Source organism: Paenibacillus sp. FSL R5-0713, from assembly GCF_037973325.1.
In the GTDB taxonomy this organism is placed as follows: Bacteria; Bacillota; Bacilli; order Paenibacillales; family Paenibacillaceae; genus Paenibacillus.
The window spans coordinates 3,677,479-3,698,808 of record NZ_CP150229.1 but is presented as its reverse complement, the minus strand read 5'-3'; the positions used below and the strand labels follow the sequence as shown (position 1 = coordinate 3,698,808).

Below are 21,330 nucleotides of genomic sequence, written 5' to 3'. Positions count from 1 at the left end.
AATGTACACTTCCATTTAGCAAATGATATCGTTTAGCTTTAAAAAGGGGGAGGCTACTCTAATCTAATCCGTAATATTTAAATTAGATATATATCTAATCATGAATTGGAACAGATTCTTGTCCAATACGGTAATCGGTAAAATCAAAAAAGCCGCTAAAATAGCGACTTCAATGGGAGCGTGTTCTTGTCCCACGACACCAGACCGTCCTTCGGATAGCCGATTGCGCGAATGTTATTCCTTCTCTCGAGCCCCCATCATTTTGCCGAAGGGGTTAAATGTGCCTCCCGGCCAGCAGGTGCCAAGTCCCAGTGAGGAGGTATGACGCACCACCTGCTCCATGACAATTCTCATCCGTTCGATCGAAAGCTCCCTCAATTCCAACGCCGGTACCAGGAATCGGTTCGTCCCGCGGATGACGCCATAGGAGAACTTTTTCTTGTTATAAACAAAAGTGCACTTTCAGTTTACAGGAGGCAAGCCGGGATCGATCCCTGTCATGTCGACGGATATATCCCACAGTCGCTTGGCAAGCTTCGGATCTCGCGCCTGCTCGGAGCAGGAGCATTCACGGGAAGGTCCCCGCAACTCGCCTAATCCTGACGGCCCGTAATAGCCGCCTGGCTTTATCTTCCCTGAGGCTGCGTGCAACGCGCCCCAGGCACCCATGGCAGGTTTGGCAAAGAATAGGCCGATCAACGGCATCATTACTTTGCCAGCCATGTTATCGCGTCCAAGGTCCGTTCCCACAAGGCCCGGGTGACAGGCCACGACTGTTACTGGTGATCCCGCAGCCCGCAGCCGCCGGTCCAACTCGAAGACGAAGAGCATATTCGCGAGCTTACTGGCGCCATAGCGTGGGAGCCATTTGTAGCTCTTTTCTGCATTAAGATCGTCCCATTCGATTTTCGCGTCTTTGTGTTGACCGCTACTTGTGACGACGATGCGCGACCCAGGCGTTTCCATGAGCTTGGGCAGCAACAGTGTGGTGAGCGCGAAGCAACCGAGGTGATTGACACCGAACGTCAGCTCGAAGCCTTGCACTGTATGCCTCAGCTTCGAACCCTGTACGCCGGCATTGTTGATCAATACATCGACGCGCGGCTCCTTGGAAGCCAATTCGGCTGCACTCCGCACACTCTCCAGGTCCGCCAGGTCGAGCGGCAGGAAAGCTAGGTCAGCTCCGGGGGTCTTCATCCGAATCCGATCCATGGCTTCTTTCGCCTTCGTTTCGTTGCGGCAGGCCAGCAGCACCCGTGCACCTCGCGCTGCCAGTACTTGCGATACTTCGAAGCCAATTCCAGTATTGGCCCCGGTGACGATGAAGCATTTGCCCGACTGGTCAGGTACATTGGCATCCGTAAATCCTGTGTGACCGATTTCTCCGCTTTTGCCCGTTTGGCGTGTCAAATAAATCACTCCTCTAATTTTTCGGCGAGTTCAGCGTCTTTGTTAGTTAGGAACATTTCTTACTTGTATTCTTTGATGAGAACTAATGCTAGGAAGTGATTGTCATGGCATATATTCCGCTGAACCAAATTGTCGATGCGCTTGAAGAGCTCCAGCATGATCACAAACAACTCTTGCTCCCAGACGCCCAACGGTTAGTCCCGTCGCCTATATACGCTGAAACACCTTTATCACGTGCGATGTGATTTAGCTTCTTAATAAAATTGTGTTCACCACCGCCATGACCCGTTGCTGAAAGACGAAGCACCGACACACGTACCTCTTGAGACGTCAGCGAAAGTACTGCTTCTTCCGGTTTAGTGGAACTTATAGTTAAGAGTGTTCAAGAATACTTCCTGTGCCTGGCATCTGTTTCATTATTTGAATCTCCATCCCCCATGAAGTTGTTATATAGAAAAATCCAAGAGGGCTCAGCTCTCTAACTTTAACATCAGACTGTTCTGCAAAATACTTCAAAGCCTCTTCTAAATTGGTAACTGTAATAGCTAGATGAGCTACACCGATATCACTGGGTTTTAGGTGAACATTCTGTTGATCTGGCGTCGACCATTGAACCAATTCAATCTTTCTACCCCCGTATTGTAAAAATGCTGCCCCTTCTACAACGGAATTCTCGTGAACCCCGAAGCACCTCTTTAAACTATCGTCTTCAAATTGCATTCCTTTTGGCCGGAACAAGACTTCAAAACCCAAAATGTTAGTGAAGAATTCAACTGCTACTTCAATATTGGGTACTACAAATCCCGAATGTTCTATTGTGCCTTGGAAAATTGCGTTTTTCATATCGTTAAGCCCCTTTATGCTAGCAGATTGAGTTAAATAGCGTTTACCGATATAACAAAAGGGGCAGCCGATGTCTGCCCAAATCTCTAACTTTTAATTCGTTCCGCCCCTTTCGTGTGCTTGCTTTTTTAGAATCTTGCCGCCAGTTCAGCCGTTTTTTTCAATCCGGATTCGATAATCTCCGCAGCTTGGTCCCGATATTTAGCATGTCCTTCAATAACGACGCTCTCTGGATTTTTAATACCAAACAATAATCCGATTATATTCTTGACGTAGTTTAAACCCATGTCCAACGGGGCCACTTCTTCCGATGAGAAGTCACTGCCGCGCGCATTGAGAAGAGCAAATTTTTTGTCCCCAATCAGCCCTTCGGGTTGCCCTTCTGCCGTGTATCTGAACGTTTTCCCTGCTTGCAACAAATAGGAAAGATAAGTGATGAGAGGGGCCGGAACTGTTAAGTTCCATAAAGGGAATGCAAAAACGACTTTGTCCACGGACAGGAATTCGTCCAAGTAACGGTTCGCGATTTCCGCAGCCAGCCGTTCTTCGGCAGTGGCTTCCAATCCCTGAGCATTCTTATAAAGTCCCGAGATGGTCTCATTGCCGTAATACGGCAGCTCCGCACTGTAAAGGTCGAGTTCTATGATGGTGTCCTGCGGATTGCGCTCCTTGTATGTTTTCAGAAAAGTATCGTACATTTGAACGCTCACAGCTTGTTCTGCTGGTCTGTTGTTAGCTTTGATGAATAATACACTTGTCATAAGGATAACCTCCAAAATAATAATTTTTTATATCTCAAGCTTCCATCTATTTGCGAGTTAACTTGTTAAATTCCAAGTCACTTATATTTAGCTGTAAACACCTCGCTTTTTTATCACCTATTGTTTTTACAACACATGTTGTATAATTGAATTATATTATTATTCAAATATTGTTCAACCAACAGTTTTAAGCCGATGTCGGATATCCGACAAATAAGCAAATATGTATAGAAAATAGTAAAAAGAAAAGGAGATTTCTTATGGCTGAAACAAAAATAGATCCACGTATTATTCGAACACGTAGATTAATCATGGATGGATTTATTCACGTTTTAAAGAACAAAGAATTTAAGGATATCACCATCCATGATATTACGGAAGAAGCAACAGTAAATCGTGCCACCTTCTATTATCACTTCATTGATAAATATGATTTATTGGAAAAAGTAATAAAAGAGGGATTCATGACCACTGTGTATAATGAAATCGTTGAGTATAGAGAGCTAAATCAAACAACGATCATAAATGTTTTCCTGTCCATCACAAATTTTCAAGTGGATTTATCAAAACAGTGTCGAAGCGGCTTCGAGACTTTTAAGACAACAATTGAAGTCATAATACAAAAAGAACTAGAGCTTTTATTTTACCAAATGTTATTAAAACAACATTCCACAGACAGCGATGAATCACTGAGAGTTGCAGCAGTCATGTTAAGCTGGGGAATTTTCGGGGCTTCAGTTGATTGGCAACACAATAACACTGTGCCACCAGAAGAATATATAAAAACGGCTATTCCTTACGTTATGCACGGACTTGATTTCCTTCATTCAAGATGAACACCAAAAAAACAAGTTCGAAATCTCGAGTTACAAACTGAAACTCGAGATTTCGAACTTGTTGCTGTTCCCTCTAATTGTACAGATTTTAAAAGCAGATGATCTGTAAGTAAGGCTATTGGATATGTTGAAATAAGTCATCAACCACTTGTCCATTTGATCAGCCTCTTTTTTTTGCTCTTCAATTCGTTGTTCAATATTCTCTTTGACAGTTAAACGTAATTGAATATCGATAAAATACACTCCTATATTAAATAATGGATTCAATAAATTGAAGCGTTAACATCTCAGATTCTCAATTATCGTGGTAACTCAACTGAGTACCCACACTAAGATATGAACTTGCAATTATAAACCGATCGGTTTATAATAAAACAAACGGTATAGAGAGTGAGGCGATTCATGAACAAGTCCCCTTTCGTATGTCTGATCCAAATAGCTTGTGTATAAACAAAATATAACAACTAATGGAGGTATTTTCCATGGCAAAAGTGAATGTAGGCGCTGAGAATGAACAAGCAATTGAACTCTATTATGAAGATCATGGTGCGGGAAAACCAATTATTCTGATTCATGGCTGGCCTTTGAGTGGGCGATCCTGGGAGAAGCAAGTTCCTGCCCTAATTGAAGCAGGCTACCGTGTTATCACATATGACCGTCGTGGATTCGGTCAGTCTTCTCAACCTTGGGATGGTTATGACTATGATTCATTTGCTTCGGATTTGCATAAATTGATACTTCACCTTGATCTGCGTGATGCCACATTAGTCGGATTCTCCATGGGTGGCGGCGAAGTTGCACGTTATGTGGGAACCTACGGAACAGAACGCGTTTCTAAAGCCGTATTCGCGGGAGCGGTTCCTCCCTATCTCTATATAACCGAAGACAATCCTCAAGGCGGATTGGATGATGCAACGATTGCAGAGTTCCAAAACGGGGTAAAAGCGGATCGGCTAGCATTCCTGGATGGTTTTACAAGCAACTTTTTCGCTGCTGGAGACCGCACAGATCTTGTGAGCGAACCATTCCGTATTTATAACCGTGATATTGCAGCTCTGGCTTCACCTAAAGGCACACTGGATTGTATTGCTGCCTTTGCCCTTACGGATTTCCGTCAGGATCTGGAGAAGTTCAACATTCCTACACTGGTTATCCATGGTGATTCCGATGCCATCGTGCCTTTGGAGGTGAGCGGACAACGTACTCATGAATCCATCCCTGGCAGCCGTCTGGTCGTTGTTGAAGGTGGACCACACGGTTTCAATGCGACCCATTCTGAACAATTTAATGTAGCATTGATCGAATTTTTGCAAGATTAAAGTTAATTCGACTGATCATTTAGCTAAAAGAACAAAATGAGAGAACAAGCAGAACGCCTCCTATAGAGGAGAACGTCCTGCTTGTTCAATATTTTCATAGGATATGCATATGAAGAATGAACACTCTCGTGATCATTGGTAATACACCAAAAGTGCCACTACGCATAAGATTGACGGCTACTTGGTACATTATGAATCTGAACCGATTCGAAATTTGTATTGAATTTCGGATGTAAACTTGCACTTATAAACCGATCGGTTTATACTGATACAAACAGTTTAGAAAGCGAGGAAGTCTAATGAATAATTTAACTCCCCCATTCACTCTTGAGACAGCAATCCAAAAAACGCGTATGGCTGAAGACAGCTGGAATAGCCGAGATCCTCAGCGCGTCTCACTTGTGTATACTGAGGATTGTTATTGGAGAAATCGGAGCGAATTTATAACAGGCCGCCAAGATATTGTATCTTTACTAACTCGGAAATGGGCCAAAGAACTGGAATACCGCCTGATCAAGGAACTTTGGTCATTTACGGATAACCGTATTGCCGTTAGATTTGCATATGAATGGCGTGATGATAGTGGCAATTGGTTCAGATCGTATGGAAATGAGAATTGGGAATTTGCTGAGGACGGCTTGATGCAGCGCAGATTTGCTTCGATTAATGACATGCCGATTAAGGAAGAGGAACGTAAATTTCATTGGCCTCTCGGCACGCGCCCCGCTGATCATCCAAGCCTAAGTGAGTTAAACCTATGACTCGTACTGTTTTTGAAAAAGCGGATGTCATCCCTCTCGTTGCTGAGGTATTTCGTGAATTAGGTTATGAGGGTGCATCTTTGAGTAAAATTACAGCCCGTACGCGTCTATCTAAAGGAAGCTTGTATTATTTCTTTCCGGGTGGAAAAGATGAGATGGCTGCTGAAATTCTTGCACATATTGATCAATGGTTTATCAAGAACATTTTTGAACCGCTCGAAAAGAATGAACCCCGGGCAGCCATTGATCATATGTGGCAAGAGGTCGATACTTATTTTCAATCCGGTCAGCGTATATGCCTTATTGGTGCATTCGCTTTGGACGAAACAAGAGATCGATTCGCTGCTGTAATTCGGCAATATTTTATAAGATGGATTGAAGCCTTCAGCGCGGCACTAGTTCAAACAGGTATCTCTAAAGAGACTGCTGACCAAATTTCAGAGGAAACCATTGCCAGTATTCAAGGGGGATTAGTTCTGAGTAGAGCTCTTAATGATGAATCCTTTTTTGAACGTACGTTGGCAAATCTGTCACAACGAGTGTCAACTCATGTTTCCAAAAGCAACTCTGCTAACTGACACAAAATTGTTTAATAGGAGGTCAATATCATGAGCAATTTTGTCGCTGATCAATTGGGATTTGTTCGCCGTCAGGCAGTTGATTATGTGAGGGATATAGTTGACTCTGCCTCGGAAATCATTCCAACTGGTTTGAAAAACAATATAAAATGGAATCTAGGCCACATGTATGTAATACATGAGAAGTTCGCGTTCCAACTTTCTGGGGAAGAAACCAAATATCCTGCTCATTTTAGCAAGTTGTTTGATCCAGGAACTAAACCGTCTGACTGGAATATAGAGCCTCCAACGATGGCACAGCTAATCGACTTGTTAACTGAACAAATTGAAAGGGTTGAAACGATACTTTCAGGCAAATTGAAAGAAGAAATCAATCCCCATTACAAGTCTTCTACAGGACTTACCTTTACAAATGTAGAACAATTACTGAGTTTTCTGATTTACCATGAAGCCATGCACTTTGCAACAATTAAAAATATCAAGAGCTTTATTGACAGTTAGTAATGTCCCTTCATTAAAACAAACAAACCGACCTTACATTCTACTTAAATCGGAATAAGGTCGGTTTGTTTATAAAGTGCAAAAAGATAGTAGATTACAAACCTGGGTTAAAATTCAATGTAACGAGTTTAAGCAGCCTAAACATGATCAGGAGTTAAGAATTAGTTTGAGTGACACAATTGATCCTCCTATCAAAAAAGCAGCTCCTTCAGGAGCTGCCTCATGTTATGCCTTATCTTGTAATTGTATCTGTTTCCGCTAACCGGCCAGCTTACTCACCGTCCGGATAAGGATTGATCTTCTGAATCGTTCCGTCTTCGTTGTATTTCAGCTCGGAATATTTAACGCACCGCTTGTGGTTGACGCCTTCCGACAGGGAGCTGTCGTGATAGAACAAATACCACTTGTCTTCAACTTGCACAATGGAGTGGTGTGTTGTCCAGCCGATAACCGGAGATAGAATCTCGCCCTTGAACGTGAATGGTCCCATCGGATTCTTGCCGATCGCATATACGAGCTTATGTGTGGTGCCTGTAGAGTAGGACAGGTAGTAATATCCGTTATATTTATGCATCCACGGTCCTTCAAAATATCTCCGGTCCTCATCCCCCGCCAGAATCGGATTCCCGTCTTCATCGACAATTGATATCTCAGCAGGCTTGCCCTGGAAGGACAGCATGTCGTCGCTAAGCACGGCAACTTGCGGTCCAAGCGCCGGCTGGTCAGGAGCCGGTCCTTCTGCATCTGGCACGAAGCTGCCAGTCTGCCACTTCTCCAGCTGGCCACCCCAGAGTCCGCCGAAATAGATGTATGACTGATTGTCGTCATCCACCAATACGGCCGGATCGATACTGAAGCTGCCTTCCATATAATTCGGCTGCGGCGTGAACGGGCCTGCCGGAGACTCTGATGTTGCCACACCCAGACGGAAGATGCCGTCATGGTCCCGTGCCGGGAAGAACAGGTAATAGGTATTGTTCTTGTAAGCGGCGTCCGGTGCCCAGAGCTGCTTGGAGGCCCATGGAATATCTCTCAGATGCAGTGCTTCACCGTGATCGACCACCGGGGAATCGAAGTTGTCCATTGAGAGAACATGGTAGTCTTCCATTTTATACTGGTCGCCGTTATCGTTGCTAGGCTCATCATGATCGAGGTCATGGGAAGGATAGATGTAGATTTTGCCCTCGTAGACATGGGCGGACGGGTCAGCAGTGAAGATGTGGGTTACGAGCGGCTGGTGAGGCTTAGGTAGTTGTTGTTGATTCATAAGGCATCTCCTTTGGTATTGGAATAATAGAATTACGGGGTTGAGTTAATTCATTGAATGCATCGTACCCTCTCTCAGCAATTAAAGCAAGCGCTTACAATATATGATGTAATTCTACACTCCCCGCTAGTTTTTTCCTATACACATACTAAAGGTCTTCCCCCGATAAAATATACAATTCCCACATAGAAATTAACTCTTTTTTCAATCGCAATATCTATATATCGTTCATGTGATAGAGAGCAACAAAAAGTCGCCCCGCATAGCGGAGCGACTTTGAAAAAGCAATCATTAAAATTTATCGATTATATTTGGTTTAATCCATCGAATCGGTTACTGCCCCTTTGGAAGCAGATGAAACTAATTTGGCATATTTGCCCAGTACACCAGATTTTACTTTCAGCGGAGGTTGTACCCACGCTTCCGCTCGAGCGGCTAACTCTTCTTCTGACACCTCAACCTTCATCTCCTGGATGTCACTGTTAATGGTGATCATATCCCCATTTTGGAGCAAAGCGATCGGTCCACCTACCTGTGCTTCAGGTGATACATGGCCGACTACAAATCCATGCGAGCCACCCGAGAATCGACCATCTGTAATGAGAGCAACTTTCCCACCGAGTCCTTTGCCTACGATGAGTGCTGTTACGGAAAGCATCTCCGGCATACCTGGTCCACCCTTCGGACCACAGTAACGTATGACCACGACATCGCCTTCTTTAATTTCATCATTCATAATCGCTACTGTCGCCTCATCTTCGCTATCATACACCTTAGTTGGGCCAGAGAACTGTTGTATCTTCATACCTGACATTTTTGCAACAGCGCCTTCAGGAGCGAGGTTTCCGCGAAGCACAACTAATGGTCCATCTGGCTTCAGCGGATTATCGAGCGGACGAATAATCTCTTGACCATTCGGAAGTGGAGCAGCTTCCGCTAAATTCTCCGCCAACGTTTTGCCTGTTACCGTGAGGCAATCCCCATGAAGTAATCCCTCAGCAAGCAATAGCTTCATTACCCCTGAAACGCCACCGATATCGTTCAAATCCTGCATTACATATTGACCACTTGGCTTCAGATCCGCCAAATGAGGAACACGCAGGCGAATGCGCTCAAAATCATCCAAAGTTAAATCGACTTCTACCGAGTGCGCAATAGCTAGCAGATGGAGAAATGCGTTAGTTGATCCCCCCAGAGCCATAACAACAGTGATCGCATTCTCAAATGCTTTCTTCGTCATAATGTCTCTTGGATAAATCTCTTGTTCAAGCAGTGAGATGACCTGTTTACCGGCTGCTTCGCATTCCGATGCTTTATCCGCTGAAATCGCTGATGTCGAAGAAGAACCAGGTAAACACATCCCCATTGCTTCTGCAGCGGCTGCCATCGTATTAGCGGTATACATGCCTCCGCAAGCGCCTGGACCTGGGCAAACACTGCATTCTACCTTATGCAACTGTTCATCTGTTATTTTGCCATCTTGATATTGACCAACGGCTTCAAAAGCGGAAACGATATCCACTTTTTTGCCGTCGAGATTACCTGGTTGAATGGTTCCCCCATATACATAAACGGAAGGAATGTTCATGCGTCCAATAGCCATCAGACATGCAGGTGTATTCTTGTCACAGCCACCGATTGCAACAACACCGTCAAATCGCTCCGCTCCGGTCACAATTTCAATCGAATCAGCGATAGCTTCCCGACTTGGTAGCGAGAACAACATCCCGCCGTGCCCCATCGAAATTCCATCCGAAACGGTAATCGTATTAAAAATCAGTGGAGCACCGCCGTTATCACGTGCGCCCTGCTTAGCTTGTACCGCCAAATCATTGATGTGCATATTACACGGCGTTACCTCACTCCACGTACTCGCTATTCCAATCATTGGCTTTTTAAAATCATCATCCTGAAAACCAACGGCACGCAGCATGGCTCTGTTCGGTACACGGTTAGCACCTTCACTGATTACCTTGCTTCGAATACGAAGATCTTTTTTATTCTCCATGTTTTTTATTCCTCATTTCAAAGTATTTCATACAGTTCCTGCATCGGTCGGATAAAATTTTGTTTCATTAGTATGTGAGCATGATCGCTATTTTTGCCTTCAAAAGCTTTAATAATCAAATCATGCTCTTCCACTGAAGCTAGTGTAGCCGTGATAGGTTGTTTTAAAAACACATACTTAAATCGCCTAATGTGAATCTGTAGAGAGGCATTAAATGTGGCTACATAAGGATTATCTGAGAGCTCCACAATATAGTTATGAAATTGCTCATCCACCTCCATAGCCTGATAAACTTGTCCATTTTTAATGGAACTAGCAAATTCCAAATTTATGGATCTTAGTTTCTCGATCTGTTCTGAAACAATAATTTGGGCGGTGATTTCAGCAGCTAAAGCCTGAAGAGCAGCCATCGTTGAGTACATCTTGAAAATATCGTTTTTCTCAATATTCGTTACTTTTGTTTCTTTTCCTGGATGCATAGACACGAGGCCTTGAACTTCGAGCAACTGAAATGCCTCCCGAATCGGTGTCCGGCTGACTCCAAGCGATTCAGCCAATTCCGCATCCATAAGCTTTTCACCTGGTTGCAGTGTTCCATCAATAATCCATCGCTGAATCTGAGAAAACGCTCTTTCTTTTGCAGACATACGGGCGGGTAAGGCAAAATCTTTGGGAATTGGCATGGTTTTCATCCTCATTACAATTAATCTTATATGCAATATATCGCATACACGATTGAGAAGCAAATATTATTTGATGACGAAAAGAAAAAACCGTCCAATTCCAATAAGGAGTTTGGGCGGTTTATGATTTTGCCTATTTCGCTTGAACTGACTATCTACACGCTGTTCTAAAATACATTGTGATTGCTCTCTCGATAATGCTTTCATAGTATCTTTGTCTTACCAATACCTGGATTTATTTATTGAGATGCTTGGTTAAGAGCTTTTAAAAATACCTCTGTTGGTTGTGCGCCGGATATCGCGTATTTTCTATCAATGACAAAGAAAGGTGCTCCTGTAATCCCTAATTGTTTTGCTGTAGCTTCATCTGAACGCACTTCGCTAGCATATTTGGAGGGGTCATGGAGAACTGCCATGGACTCATCTCTGTTCATTCCAACTGATTCTGCAATATCTGCTAATGTATCATAATCACTAATTAGCTTGGCGTCCGTATAATAAGAATAGAACAACTTCTCTGCTAATTCCTGATCTTTACCCACTGATTTGGCATATTGGGTTAAACGATGCGCATCAAACGTATTGGTGGGCTGTATTTGGTCGATATTATACACGAGACCCATCATTGCTGCTTGTTTTTCAAGTTCAGCATGTGCCTTTTTCGCTTGCTCGATACTCATACCATGTTTCTCAGAAAGTATTTGATGCATACTTTTGCCTGAGTACATGGATGTTTGCGGATTAAGTTCAAAGCTTCTATATTCAATGACCACTTCATTTGGATGAGCGAATTGCTCCAGTGCAGACTCTAATCGTCGTTTACCAATATAACAAAATGGACAAACATAATCCGACCATATCTCGATTTTCATTTTGAATTCTCCCTCACTAACCACCTTAATCGGTGAATACTTCATTTTTATTGAGTTTATTTGTTATAAATAATAGGCATTTTTCTAATCAATTGGTTGTCACGAGCAGCAGAATACATGAATTTGGCAACATTTTCTCTGGAAACAGACATTTTAGCCGATTGATCTCCAAATGAATAGTCATAAGACTGCCCTGTGTATTTAACATTGGGGTTAATAATTCGAACGACTGTCCAATCCATATTCGATGTTTTAATTATTCCTTCTATTTTCTTCATTTCTGCATAACCGTTCGGAAGGAGAACTTTGGCTAATACACCTGGAAGTATCGTGGACATGTTTTTCTTATCGTCATCTGATTGCAAAGCTGGCGTCGCAAGTGTAATGAACCTTTTTTTGTTATGTTTCTTCATAGCCTTAATTATCAGTTCGTGTCCGTCAGCAATCGGCGTGCCTTTAAGCTTTCGTGACATATCGGAGGCTGGCCCCAATGTGCTGATTACGACATCGGATTCGGCAACGGCTTTCTCGATGGTTGAGCTATTCGAAAGTTCCCCTTGTACAAGACTCAAATTTGGATGTTTGAGGCTGATTTTTTGGGGGTTTCTAACGTATGCCGTAACGAAATCTCCGTGATCTAATGCTTGTTGGGTCACAAGCTGTCCAATTGCACCAGTTGCACCAAAAACAGTGATATTCATATTCTTTCCTGTGTCTCCTCTAATATAAATTATTCAGCTTACACTTTATCTTGAGTTATAAACTCTTCTACTCTGTCTCTTTTGCTGTACATGTCGTACCAAATATCAGCGATTTTATCTTGAACTCCTGAATTTGGCTGCATCCAAATTCCGATCGAAAGGTGACCTGCATAAACTCCTTTGTCAGCTAGTTCGCTGTTCAAATTAAAGATATAATTACGAAGCCCTGAAATTGCAATGCCGACATTACCCATCATCGGTACCGGGTGTACTGAAGCACCTCCCGTTGTAAATAACAGAGCACCGCTTTGCTTATCCAACATATCCGGAAGCACTTGTTTAACACTTGATAAAGCACCTAAAACATTATATTGAAATTGGTATAATGCATTTTCTTCAGTTACATCTAGTGTTGGCGCTACTGAGTCAAAGCTCGGCGTTGGACTGTATTCAAGAACATCAATAAATCCGTATTTCTCTTTAATAGCAGCAAATGCCATCTCAATTTGTTCTTTATTTAATATGTCCGCTTGAAATGAAGCAGCTTCGATTCCCAATTGTTCTAATTCAATAACTAGTTGGTTCAACTTTTCTTCATTTCGTGCAATAAGCGCTACGCGGAATCCATTTTGTCCGAATTTCTTTGCAATGGACATCCCTAAACCTGCTCCTGCTCCAACAATCGCTATCGTTTTCATCTAAAATCTCTCCTTTAATTAAAGTTAATTATCAACCAGATAAATAATGGTCAATGTGTTGTATATTTATCTTTTGTTTATTATGATAAATAAAAGGTCAGCATTCAATGTTTAATAATTTTAATTTTGAGAGATAAAATACAGTTTCAACTTAAATGTCGTATATCTAACAAAAAAAGTTAAGGGAATGAGCCATAATGAGCAAAAAAATCGATTTACGTATCCTTCGCTCCAAACATTCGATAAAAAAGGCGTTTATAGAACTTCTTAATGAAAAAGGGTACGAAGGAATTACGATTCAAGATATAGCCGATAAGGCGATGATTAACCGAAATACCTTTTACCTTCATTATCAGAACAAACCCGATTTGTTAAACGTATCTATGGACGAATTATTAGAAGAACTAAAGAGTACACTCAATCTTTGTTCGAGCAGCAAATCTCCTATAAGCGGCTTTATGCTTGAACAACTAATGCAAACCATACTGGAGAAAATTAAAGGCAATATTCCCTTTTATAAAGCATTGTTACTTGATGAGAATAGAATTTATGGGTTTCAATCAAAGATGGAGGAAATTATAAAAAATACAGTGGAAGATGGCTTGGATAATATGCCCCTTCAGATTTCAAAGGAATTATTACTTCAATATATCGCATCTACTTTTATGGGCATTGTAATATGGTGGGTTAAAAATGATTTTTCTTATACCCCAAGTGAACTTGCTTCTCAATTCGGAAAAATTCTCACTCACGGACACTTAAAAGCCGCAGGTATTCCAATAGATGATGAGTGATAAATGCTTGCGAACAGTAGCTGGGTAGATATCACAGAAAAGGAGCCCCTCGAATGACGGCTCCTTTTCTATGACTGCACTTTTAAAAAATAATATTGTACGCTTGAAGATAAATCAAAACATCTCCGCTCTTCGCTTTACCACTATCCTGCCCGTTAGCTTAATGGAAATGATAAATTTCGTAATTAACATGTTCTGTACCTTCAACCCAGCCTTATTTCTACTCGCTCTGTACTGTAAGTTTACAATAACATTAAGCTTTGCGAAGCATTTGTCTCTCACTTAACTGTGATAGCATATCTTTCGTCATGGTCTTTAAGTCGTAGCGGGCATGAAATCCCCATTCTGTTCTCGCAGCTGTTGCATCCATGGAGTGCGGCCAACTATCGGCAATTGCCTGTCTCTTCGGATCAACATCATAATCCAGGATGAATCCGGGAATCTCTTCCCGAATCGCGGCAGCGATCGCTTCTGGATCGACGCTCATTGCGGTGACATTAAATGAGTTTCGATGTATCAAACAGGATGAATCCGCTTCCATTAAATCAATGATGGCGTTCAGCGCATCCGGCATATACATCATGTCCATATTTGAGTCTTTGGCGATATAAGATGTATACCGACCACTCGTCACAGCTGCATAGTAAATTTCCACTGCATAATCCGTCGTTCCTCCGCCGGGAGGCGTCATATAAGATATCAAACCCGGGAATCGCAGTCCCCTGGTATCAAGACCATATTTGTGAAAATAATAATCACAAAGCAGTTCGCCGGACACCTTGTTCACGCCGTACATCGTATTAGGCCTCTGGATCGTATCCTGCGGGGTATTATCTTTCGGAGTCGAAGGGCCAAAAGATCCAATGGAGCTCGGAGTGAAAAATTGGCAACTGAGCTCCCTGGATATTTCAAGTGCATTCATCAATCCGCCCATATTCAAATTCCAGGCAAGCAGGGGCTTCTCCTCTGCCGTAGCCGAGAGTAGCGCAGCCAAATGCATGACGGTATCTACTTCGTACCGCTTGGCGATTTCAAACATCGCTTTATCATTTGTCACATCCAGCAGTTCGAATGGCCCGGATCGGGTGATCTCGTGGGATGATGACCTGAGATCCGTAGCAACAACGTGATCCGCACCATAAATCTCACGTAATTTAACAACTAACTCAGAACCGATCTGGCCCAGTGCTCCGGTCACCAATATCTTCTTCATAAGACATTCCTCCCGAAATAGTCTCCCGCGAATGTAGCTAAATCAGCTTCATTTCTGTGCCAACTTTCTCATAAACGGAGATCACCTGTTCGAGCATCTCCTTAGTATGGGCTGCTGTCGGCATGTTGCGTATTCTTCCGGTTCCCTTCGGGACTGTCGGAAACACGATGGCCTTAGCGTAAACGCCTTCTTCATAGAGCCGTTTGCTGAACTGTTGGGTGGTTACTTCATCGCCAATGATACAAGGTGTGATCGGTGTTTCGCTTTGGCCTACATCATATCCAAGCCGGCTCAAGCCATTTTTCAAATGATTGCCGTTCTCCCACAGCTTTTCAATCAGCTCCTTGTCATTCATCAAAATGTCGATCGAAGCGCTACAGGAAGCGATTGCAGCCGGAGGTAGCGATGTGGAGAACAGAAACGGGCGGCTTCTCAGCTTCAACCATTCGATCAATTGCTTTTTACCCGCGACATAACCGCCGACAACGCCGATCGCTTTGGAAAGAGTACCAATTTGGAAGTCAATACGGTCGGACAATCCAAAATGCTTCACGGTTCCTGCACCTGCTCCGAGAACGCCCGAACCGTGGGCATCATCCACATAAGTAATCAGATCGAATTCTTCTGCTATTTTCACGATTTCGGGCAACTTTGCTATATCGCCATCCATGGAGAAAACACCGTCGGTGATAACCATAATTTTATGGTACTGACCTGATTCCTTGGCCTCTTTCGCCAGCCGTCTTAAATCATTCATATCCGAATGCTTAAAGCGAATTACCTTGGCTCTCGACAGGCGGCAGCCATCAATAATGGAAGCGTGGTTCAGCTCATCGGATAAAATCGCATCATGCTGGTCCATTACCGCGGATATCGCAGCCATATTGCAGTTAAATCCCGATTGATACACGATAACGGCTTCCGTTTGTTTGAAACGGGCCAGTTTTTCTTCCAGCTCAATATGAAGATCCATCGTACCATTAATTGTTCTCACAGCCCCTGCTCCTGCCCCGTATGTCTGCGCCGCCTTAACAGAAGCATCAATCAGTCGGTAATCTGTTGCCAAGCCCAAATAGTTATTAGAAGACAAATTGATTAGGGACTTTTCGTCAATACGAATAACAGGACCATTTGCACCCTGCAGTGTATCGATGGAGTTATATAGACCTTTATTCTTTAGATCTTCGATGTTCGAACTTAAAAATTGGTCCAATGCTTGACTTGACATTTGATTCCCTCCTTAATATACGTTTGTCCTTGTACAGGAGACATGTCATTATGAGAAAAAACCTTGTTGTTAATGGGATTTTACTAATTTCAATGTAGCATCATTTTTATTCTTTGTACACATGTGGAGGACAAAAAACAAAAAAATACGCAAATAAACATAGTAATTATTCCCTCATCCCTAGATCCGAAATCAACTTCTTGAGTGGAGTTGCAATACTGTTGACTCCTCCTTTTTTCAGCAAAAAGAAAACGAACTATCTAATGATAGTCCGTTGAAATTAGTTACAGTTGAAGCCATCTAGCCACATCTTCAGATATAAGACCATTCTGACGATGTGTGACAGGCATTTCACTGATTTGTAGCAAAAAGTAACTATCGTGTGTACGTAGACACTCAAGAAGGTACTTATCTAACAAATCAATATCATCCGCTGTTTTAATTAAATACACTCTGTCATGAAGATGTTTGACCTCAAAAAGATGTTCAAGATGAAAGTTAATACACTCCTCAGTCCATCCTTCATTTTTAGGCTTATAAGAAAACAAATAAAGTTTAGATATAATAGTCGCCCCCTTTTACTTTATTACCCGGCTTCTTTTGAAGCAATCCCCTGACGTGGATTAAATAACACCTTTAACAATGGTGGCGCTATTAAAGTTGTAAGTATGACCATTATAATAACTGAAGTGAAGTATTCAGGTAAAAGAAGTCCTGCTTGTAAACCAGTTGATGCAATAATTAATGCAACCTCTCCTCGTGATACCATCCCAGCTCCTATAGCAAATGAAGAAACATTGCTGAATCCTGTAATCTTTGCTCCCAACGCACCACCAAGTAATTTGGTTAAAACAGCAGCAACGGTTAGAACGATAAGGAATCCGATCTGTTGACCTACACCTTCAAATGAAACATTGAGACCAATGCTTACAAAAAATACGGGCACAAAAATTGAATATGCAATGGGCTCGATCTTCTTTTCAACAACATTCTTAAAATTTGTTTGTGAGATTGCAATACCGGCAGCAAATGAACCGATTATACCGGCCATACCCATCAGATCAGCAAAGTATGCAAATCCAAAGCAAATGAAGAGTGCGATTGATATTATGGGCTCTGTTACTTTAAGAGTTGAGAGCCATTTCATAACACGAGGAACTATAAATGCCCCTGCAACAAATACACCTATGAAGAACAGCACTTTCTTTCCTACTAGAAGTCCCAAGGATACATCCTGACCTGTACCCAAGAAACTCATCATAAATGCTAAAAGGATAACAACTAAAATATCGTCTACTACAGCAGCTCCAAGAATGGTTGTGCCCTCCCTGGAACTTAAACGATCCATATCCTTTAGCACCTGTACTGATATACTTACAGATGTTGCACTGAATAAAACTCCCATAAAAAGTGCATAGTTCGTAGATAATCCAAATAAATCTGCTACTCCAAATCCACCTACAAAAGGAAGTATAATCCCACCAAAAGCAACAGCAACTGCTGATCTCCAATTTTTCTTTAACTGATTTAGGTCAGTTTCTAATCCAGCAATAAACATAAGTAATAACACACCTACTTCAGAGACATAATGAATGAATTCATTATTATCAATCCACCCCAGAATTGCAGGTCCCAAAATAATACCGACAACCAATTTCCCAAGAACAGAGGGTTGCCCCAATTTCACGGATACATGTCCTGCTATTTTTGTACTAACAATGATTAAAGCCAAATACCATATAAACTCCATTCTACCTACTCCTCAACAACAATATCTCAAACAATGCGAACGCGTTCCGCAACATAATAATAGACCTAAAACTATAGGTCAATATAGCTTTTTAAGAAACAAAACAGGGTCGTTACCCTTATGAAAACCATCATTAATCCCCATATACGTATTTTTGATAAAAACTCTAAAAACGAGCATCAGGGACGTTTTTTAATATGTACAAAAAAACATAATAACCAGAAACGGAAACACAACGCATAATTTCGGTAACAGTATGACTCCAAGGCAACATTACCTGCTCGGTGAAGCACTAAGCGAATTGTGCTTTTATCTCGCCACATCATTTCTGTCATGATAATCATTGGGTAACACTCTAATCGGTAAAAATTCTCTTCTCCCGCGACAGCAACAGGATGATTAAATGCGTCCACAAATAAAAAGAGCCCCGAGCAATCACCCGGGACACTCTTGAGTTGATTTCCAATTATTTCGAAGACCACAGTTCCATACGCTGAGCATATTTCTCGTTAATGATATCTTCCACTTTCTCATCGCCAGCCTTCTTCATATCCTCCAGCATCTTGTCAAATACAGAGTTGGCTTCAGCTTCACTTGGAGCAATTATCGCTCTCGTAATGCTCTGATCCATAATATCCTTCACCTTCTGGGCGGTCAGAGCTTGAGGTGTTCCCCCATCCGGATTCAGGTTGTCATACTGCGCTGTATCCCATACGGAATCGCCCAGACTCTTAATGGCCAGTTCATCCACTTCACTGCGCTGGAATTTAACTGCCATGTCATACGGCTGTCCGTTCGGGTCCAGACCATTTTTGATAAACCATAACCATTTGCGAACGCCGCTTTTCTTCACCGTATCATCCCAATTATCCTTGAAGCTTTGCAGGAATTCAGGTTTTGGTTGTCGCTTGCCATCCACCATGGTGTACTGTTCGCCTTCCTTGCCCCACAGCAGCAAATGCTGTCCTTCATCACTGGCCAGATAATTAAACAGCTTTATCGTTTCTTCCGGGTGTTTGTTGTTTTTGGTAATGGCGATTGCATCCCATCCAAGCGAACTTCTTGGGCCAAACGTCGTTTGAGCCGGATCTACACCTGGAGCAACAACTTTGTAAGCAAAGAGTTGATTCTTTTCCCCGCCATCCTTCTTCAAGGCCGCATTGCCGTTCCCCGGATCCCAATATGCACCTGGGGTAGTAAATACCGCACCAGTCGTCAGCTTTTGAATCCAGGTCTGTGTTTTGCTAATCGCAAATTCCTTTTCGATCAGACCTTCTCTATATAAGCGATTCATGTATAACAGCATCTCGCGATATTTGGGGTCCTTGACATCATATTGCAGACGTCCGTTGTTGTCATAATACGTTTTTAAGCCCCACATGCCTTTGAATGTGCCCAGATTCGCACCCATGTTCTCCCCGTTCATCGTCATCGGAATGGACTCTTTGCCATCAATCGTATTGTATTTCTCTTTAAAATTTTTCAGGAGTGCTTCGAATTCGTCTGTTGTGAGGGGCTGTGAACCATCTGCTTTGTCCGGAAGAAACTCTTCCAACAGGCTCTGTCTCATCAGCATACCGAAAACCGGATCACTGTCGAGTCCATACCAGTTTGCCAGATAGTAGTTCTTGCCGTCTGTATTACGTGTTTTGGTCAAGGTATCTCCGTACATTTCTTTCAGATCAGAACCATATTTCTCAATCAACTCATCCAGTGGAATGAATGCGCCGCTTGAAATGTACTTATCAAGGGAAGCATCTCCCCGGCTCATGACCACCACATCGGGATAGTCCCCACTCGCCAGCATTAGGCTCAGTTTTTCCGTTGGATTACCCGTTGGCTGCTGGATGGAAATCTCTATGCCCGTCTTTTTGGTAATTTCCTGGGCAACAGCATCGGTAAAAGGTTCTCCCTTGGTATTGCCATCAAACCAAGTCAGCGTAATCGGCCCTTGTTCCCCGTCTTTACCTGCTGTATTGTTCTCCCCATCATTGGAGGAGCAACCCGCTAGTAAACCAAACGCTAATGCAGCCGTAATCCCCATTATTATCCATTTTTTAGTCTTTGTCATTGACACCCTAATTCCTCCCAATGAATAAATTCCTGTCGTGCTAGATTGAGCATTTCCAAAACGATTTTTGCCTACCCCCTTTCAGGGAGAGGCCACCGGACAAGCCTTCCCTGTAACCGGATTATGGAACAGATTAACTCTTGACCGCTCCCAAAGTCATGCCTTTAACAAAGTATTTTTGCAGGAACGGGTACACCATAACGATTGGTAAAGTGGCTACCATCGTAGCAGCCATTCGAATGGTATCGCTGGAAACGGCATTTCGTTTGGCAGAGTTAGCTAGCATTTGCGTTTGGGAAATCATGCCACCAGTCTGAAATTGATTCAATATTTTGACAAGCACGGCTTGAAGAGTTTTCAGGTCCGAGCTGTAGGTGAACGCATAGGAATCAAACCAGGCATTCCAATGCCCAATGGCTTGGAAAAGACCCACCGTTGCAAGCACAGGTGTTGTCAGCGGCATCACAATCCGGAAGAAAATCGTCAGATCGTTAGCCCCGTCCACCCTCGCCGATTCTTCAATCTCATGGGGCAGCTGTTCCATAAAAGTACGGACGATAATCATATAGAAGACATTCATCAAACTTGGCAAAATGAATACCGAGAATGTATCGATCATGTTGAGTGCCTTAAGCACCATGTAGAATGGAATGAGTCCACCACTGAAATACATGGTAAAGATAAAGTACAAGTTCCAGCCTTTGCGTCCAATCAGATTCCGCCGACTTAGCGGATACGCAAGCATCGTAATGACCAGAACCGACAGCGGTGCACCAATAAGCGTTCGCTTGACGGTGACCCAGAGCCCGTTCAATATCTCGCTATCTTTCAGAATCTGCTGATAACTATCCAAGGTCAGATCCCTTGGCCACAGGTAGACGCCGCCTCGTACCGTATCTTCCGCGCTATTCAATGAAAGAACGAGTATATTCCAAAACGGAAGAAATGTAACCAGTAATACGAGAATAAGAATGAAATACACAATTATTTTGAAAGTACGATCCCCGAATCTGTTCAGAATCATCACAAGCGCTCC

The 21,330-nt window shown here is 42.8% G+C and carries 20 protein-coding genes; 6 read left to right on the top strand and 14 right to left on the bottom strand.

The genetic code is table 11. The annotated features are described in order from the left end of the window. Window positions 1-462: 462 nt before the first annotated feature. From MKZ12_RS16390 to MKZ12_RS16380, 3 genes are all read right to left on the bottom strand, one after another. On the bottom strand, window positions 463-1,410 hold the full coding sequence (locus MKZ12_RS16390) for an oxidoreductase (RefSeq protein WP_339255519.1): 948 nt from the start codon (window positions 1,408-1,410) through the stop codon (window positions 463-465). A 372-nt stretch (window positions 1,411-1,782) separates the two neighbouring features. Beyond that, the gene (locus MKZ12_RS16385) at window positions 1,783-2,253 is read right to left on the bottom strand and encodes a VOC family protein (RefSeq protein ID WP_339255517.1); all 471 of its coding nucleotides are present in this window, start codon (window positions 2,251-2,253) and stop codon (window positions 1,783-1,785) included. 128 nt (window positions 2,254-2,381) lie between these two features. Next, a complete protein-coding gene (locus MKZ12_RS16380; RefSeq protein ID WP_339233964.1) occupies window positions 2,382-3,014 on the bottom strand; it encodes an FMN-dependent NADH-azoreductase in 633 nt (210 codons plus the stop codon). 260 nt (window positions 3,015-3,274) lie between these two features. Between MKZ12_RS16380 and MKZ12_RS16375 the strand changes: the two genes are divergently transcribed. The 5 genes from MKZ12_RS16375 to MKZ12_RS16355 all read left to right on the top strand — a co-directional run bounded on the left by MKZ12_RS16375 (window position 3,275) and on the right by MKZ12_RS16355 (window position 7,009). Further along, window positions 3,275-3,850, top strand: coding sequence for a TetR/AcrR family transcriptional regulator (locus MKZ12_RS16375; RefSeq protein ID WP_339255515.1), 576 nt, complete (start codon window positions 3,275-3,277; stop codon window positions 3,848-3,850). Between the two features lie 482 nt (window positions 3,851-4,332). After that, the gene (locus tag MKZ12_RS16370) at window positions 4,333-5,169 is read left to right on the top strand and encodes an alpha/beta hydrolase (RefSeq protein ID WP_339255513.1); all 837 of its coding nucleotides are present in this window, start codon (window positions 4,333-4,335) and stop codon (window positions 5,167-5,169) included. 299 nt (window positions 5,170-5,468) lie between these two features. After that, window positions 5,469-5,930 (top strand): nuclear transport factor 2 family protein, encoded by a 462-nt coding sequence (locus MKZ12_RS16365; protein ID WP_339255511.1) that lies wholly within the window; start codon window positions 5,469-5,471, stop codon window positions 5,928-5,930. Beyond that, entirely contained in the window at window positions 5,927-6,508 is a 582-nt protein-coding gene (locus MKZ12_RS16360; RefSeq protein WP_339255509.1) for a TetR/AcrR family transcriptional regulator, read from the top strand. The genes MKZ12_RS16365 and MKZ12_RS16360 overlap by 4 nt, the downstream gene beginning before the upstream one ends. Window positions 6,509-6,538: 30 nt before the next feature. Continuing rightward, window positions 6,539-7,009 carry a DinB family protein gene (locus MKZ12_RS16355; RefSeq protein ID WP_339255506.1) on the top strand — a complete coding sequence of 157 codons (471 nt, stop codon included), beginning with the start codon at window positions 6,539-6,541 and terminating at the stop codon, window positions 7,007-7,009. 271 nt (window positions 7,010-7,280) lie between these two features. Here MKZ12_RS16355 and MKZ12_RS16350 read toward each other — a convergent pair whose 3' ends face one another. From MKZ12_RS16350 to MKZ12_RS16325, 6 genes are all read right to left on the bottom strand, one after another. Beyond that, window positions 7,281-8,276 carry a glycoside hydrolase family 43 protein gene (locus tag MKZ12_RS16350; RefSeq protein WP_339233951.1) on the bottom strand — a complete coding sequence of 332 codons (996 nt, stop codon included), beginning with the start codon at window positions 8,274-8,276 and terminating at the stop codon, window positions 7,281-7,283. Between the two features lie 316 nt (window positions 8,277-8,592). Beyond that, window positions 8,593-10,284, bottom strand: a complete 1,692-nt coding sequence (ilvD, locus tag MKZ12_RS16345) for a dihydroxy-acid dehydratase (protein WP_339255505.1) — start codon at window positions 10,282-10,284, stop codon at window positions 8,593-8,595. Window positions 10,285-10,301: 17 nt separating this feature from the next. Then, window positions 10,302-10,967, bottom strand: coding sequence for a GntR family transcriptional regulator (locus tag MKZ12_RS16340; RefSeq protein ID WP_339255503.1), 666 nt, complete (start codon window positions 10,965-10,967; stop codon window positions 10,302-10,304). A 239-nt stretch (window positions 10,968-11,206) separates the two neighbouring features. Next, window positions 11,207-11,839, bottom strand: coding sequence for a DsbA family oxidoreductase (locus tag MKZ12_RS16335; protein ID WP_339233945.1), 633 nt, complete (start codon window positions 11,837-11,839; stop codon window positions 11,207-11,209). 56 nt (window positions 11,840-11,895) lie between these two features. After that, on the bottom strand, window positions 11,896-12,540 hold the full coding sequence (locus MKZ12_RS16330) for an NAD(P)H-binding protein (RefSeq protein WP_339233942.1): 645 nt from the start codon (window positions 12,538-12,540) through the stop codon (window positions 11,896-11,898). Between the two features lie 38 nt (window positions 12,541-12,578). Then, on the bottom strand, window positions 12,579-13,238 hold the full coding sequence (locus tag MKZ12_RS16325; protein WP_339255502.1) for an SDR family oxidoreductase: 660 nt from the start codon (window positions 13,236-13,238) through the stop codon (window positions 12,579-12,581). A gap of 197 nt (window positions 13,239-13,435) precedes the next feature. On the opposite strand from MKZ12_RS16325, the gene MKZ12_RS16320 reads away from it, so the two are divergent. Further along, on the top strand, window positions 13,436-14,032 hold the full coding sequence (locus tag MKZ12_RS16320; protein WP_339233937.1) for a TetR/AcrR family transcriptional regulator: 597 nt from the start codon (window positions 13,436-13,438) through the stop codon (window positions 14,030-14,032). Window positions 14,033-14,285: 253 nt separating this feature from the next. On the opposite strand, the gene MKZ12_RS16315 is transcribed toward MKZ12_RS16320, so the two are convergent. The 5 genes from MKZ12_RS16315 to MKZ12_RS16295 all read right to left on the bottom strand — a co-directional run bounded on the left by MKZ12_RS16315 (window position 14,286) and on the right by MKZ12_RS16295 (window position 21,318). After that, the gene (locus MKZ12_RS16315; protein WP_339255500.1) at window positions 14,286-15,245 is read right to left on the bottom strand and encodes an L-threonine 3-dehydrogenase; all 960 of its coding nucleotides are present in this window, start codon (window positions 15,243-15,245) and stop codon (window positions 14,286-14,288) included. Window positions 15,246-15,282: 37 nt separating this feature from the next. Then, window positions 15,283-16,473 carry a glycine C-acetyltransferase gene (locus tag MKZ12_RS16310; RefSeq protein ID WP_339255498.1) on the bottom strand — a complete coding sequence of 397 codons (1,191 nt, stop codon included), beginning with the start codon at window positions 16,471-16,473 and terminating at the stop codon, window positions 15,283-15,285. 586 nt (window positions 16,474-17,059) lie between these two features. Further along, window positions 17,060-18,223 carry a monovalent cation:proton antiporter-2 (CPA2) family protein gene (locus MKZ12_RS16305; protein WP_339255496.1) on the bottom strand — a complete coding sequence of 388 codons (1,164 nt, stop codon included), beginning with the start codon at window positions 18,221-18,223 and terminating at the stop codon, window positions 17,060-17,062. 466 nt (window positions 18,224-18,689) lie between these two features. Next, a complete protein-coding gene (locus MKZ12_RS16300; RefSeq protein ID WP_339255494.1) occupies window positions 18,690-20,294 on the bottom strand; it encodes an extracellular solute-binding protein in 1,605 nt (534 codons plus the stop codon). A 133-nt stretch (window positions 20,295-20,427) separates the two neighbouring features. Next, window positions 20,428-21,318, bottom strand: a complete 891-nt coding sequence (locus MKZ12_RS16295) for a carbohydrate ABC transporter permease (RefSeq protein ID WP_339255492.1) — start codon at window positions 21,316-21,318, stop codon at window positions 20,428-20,430. Between the last annotated feature and the right edge of the window lie 12 nt (window positions 21,319-21,330).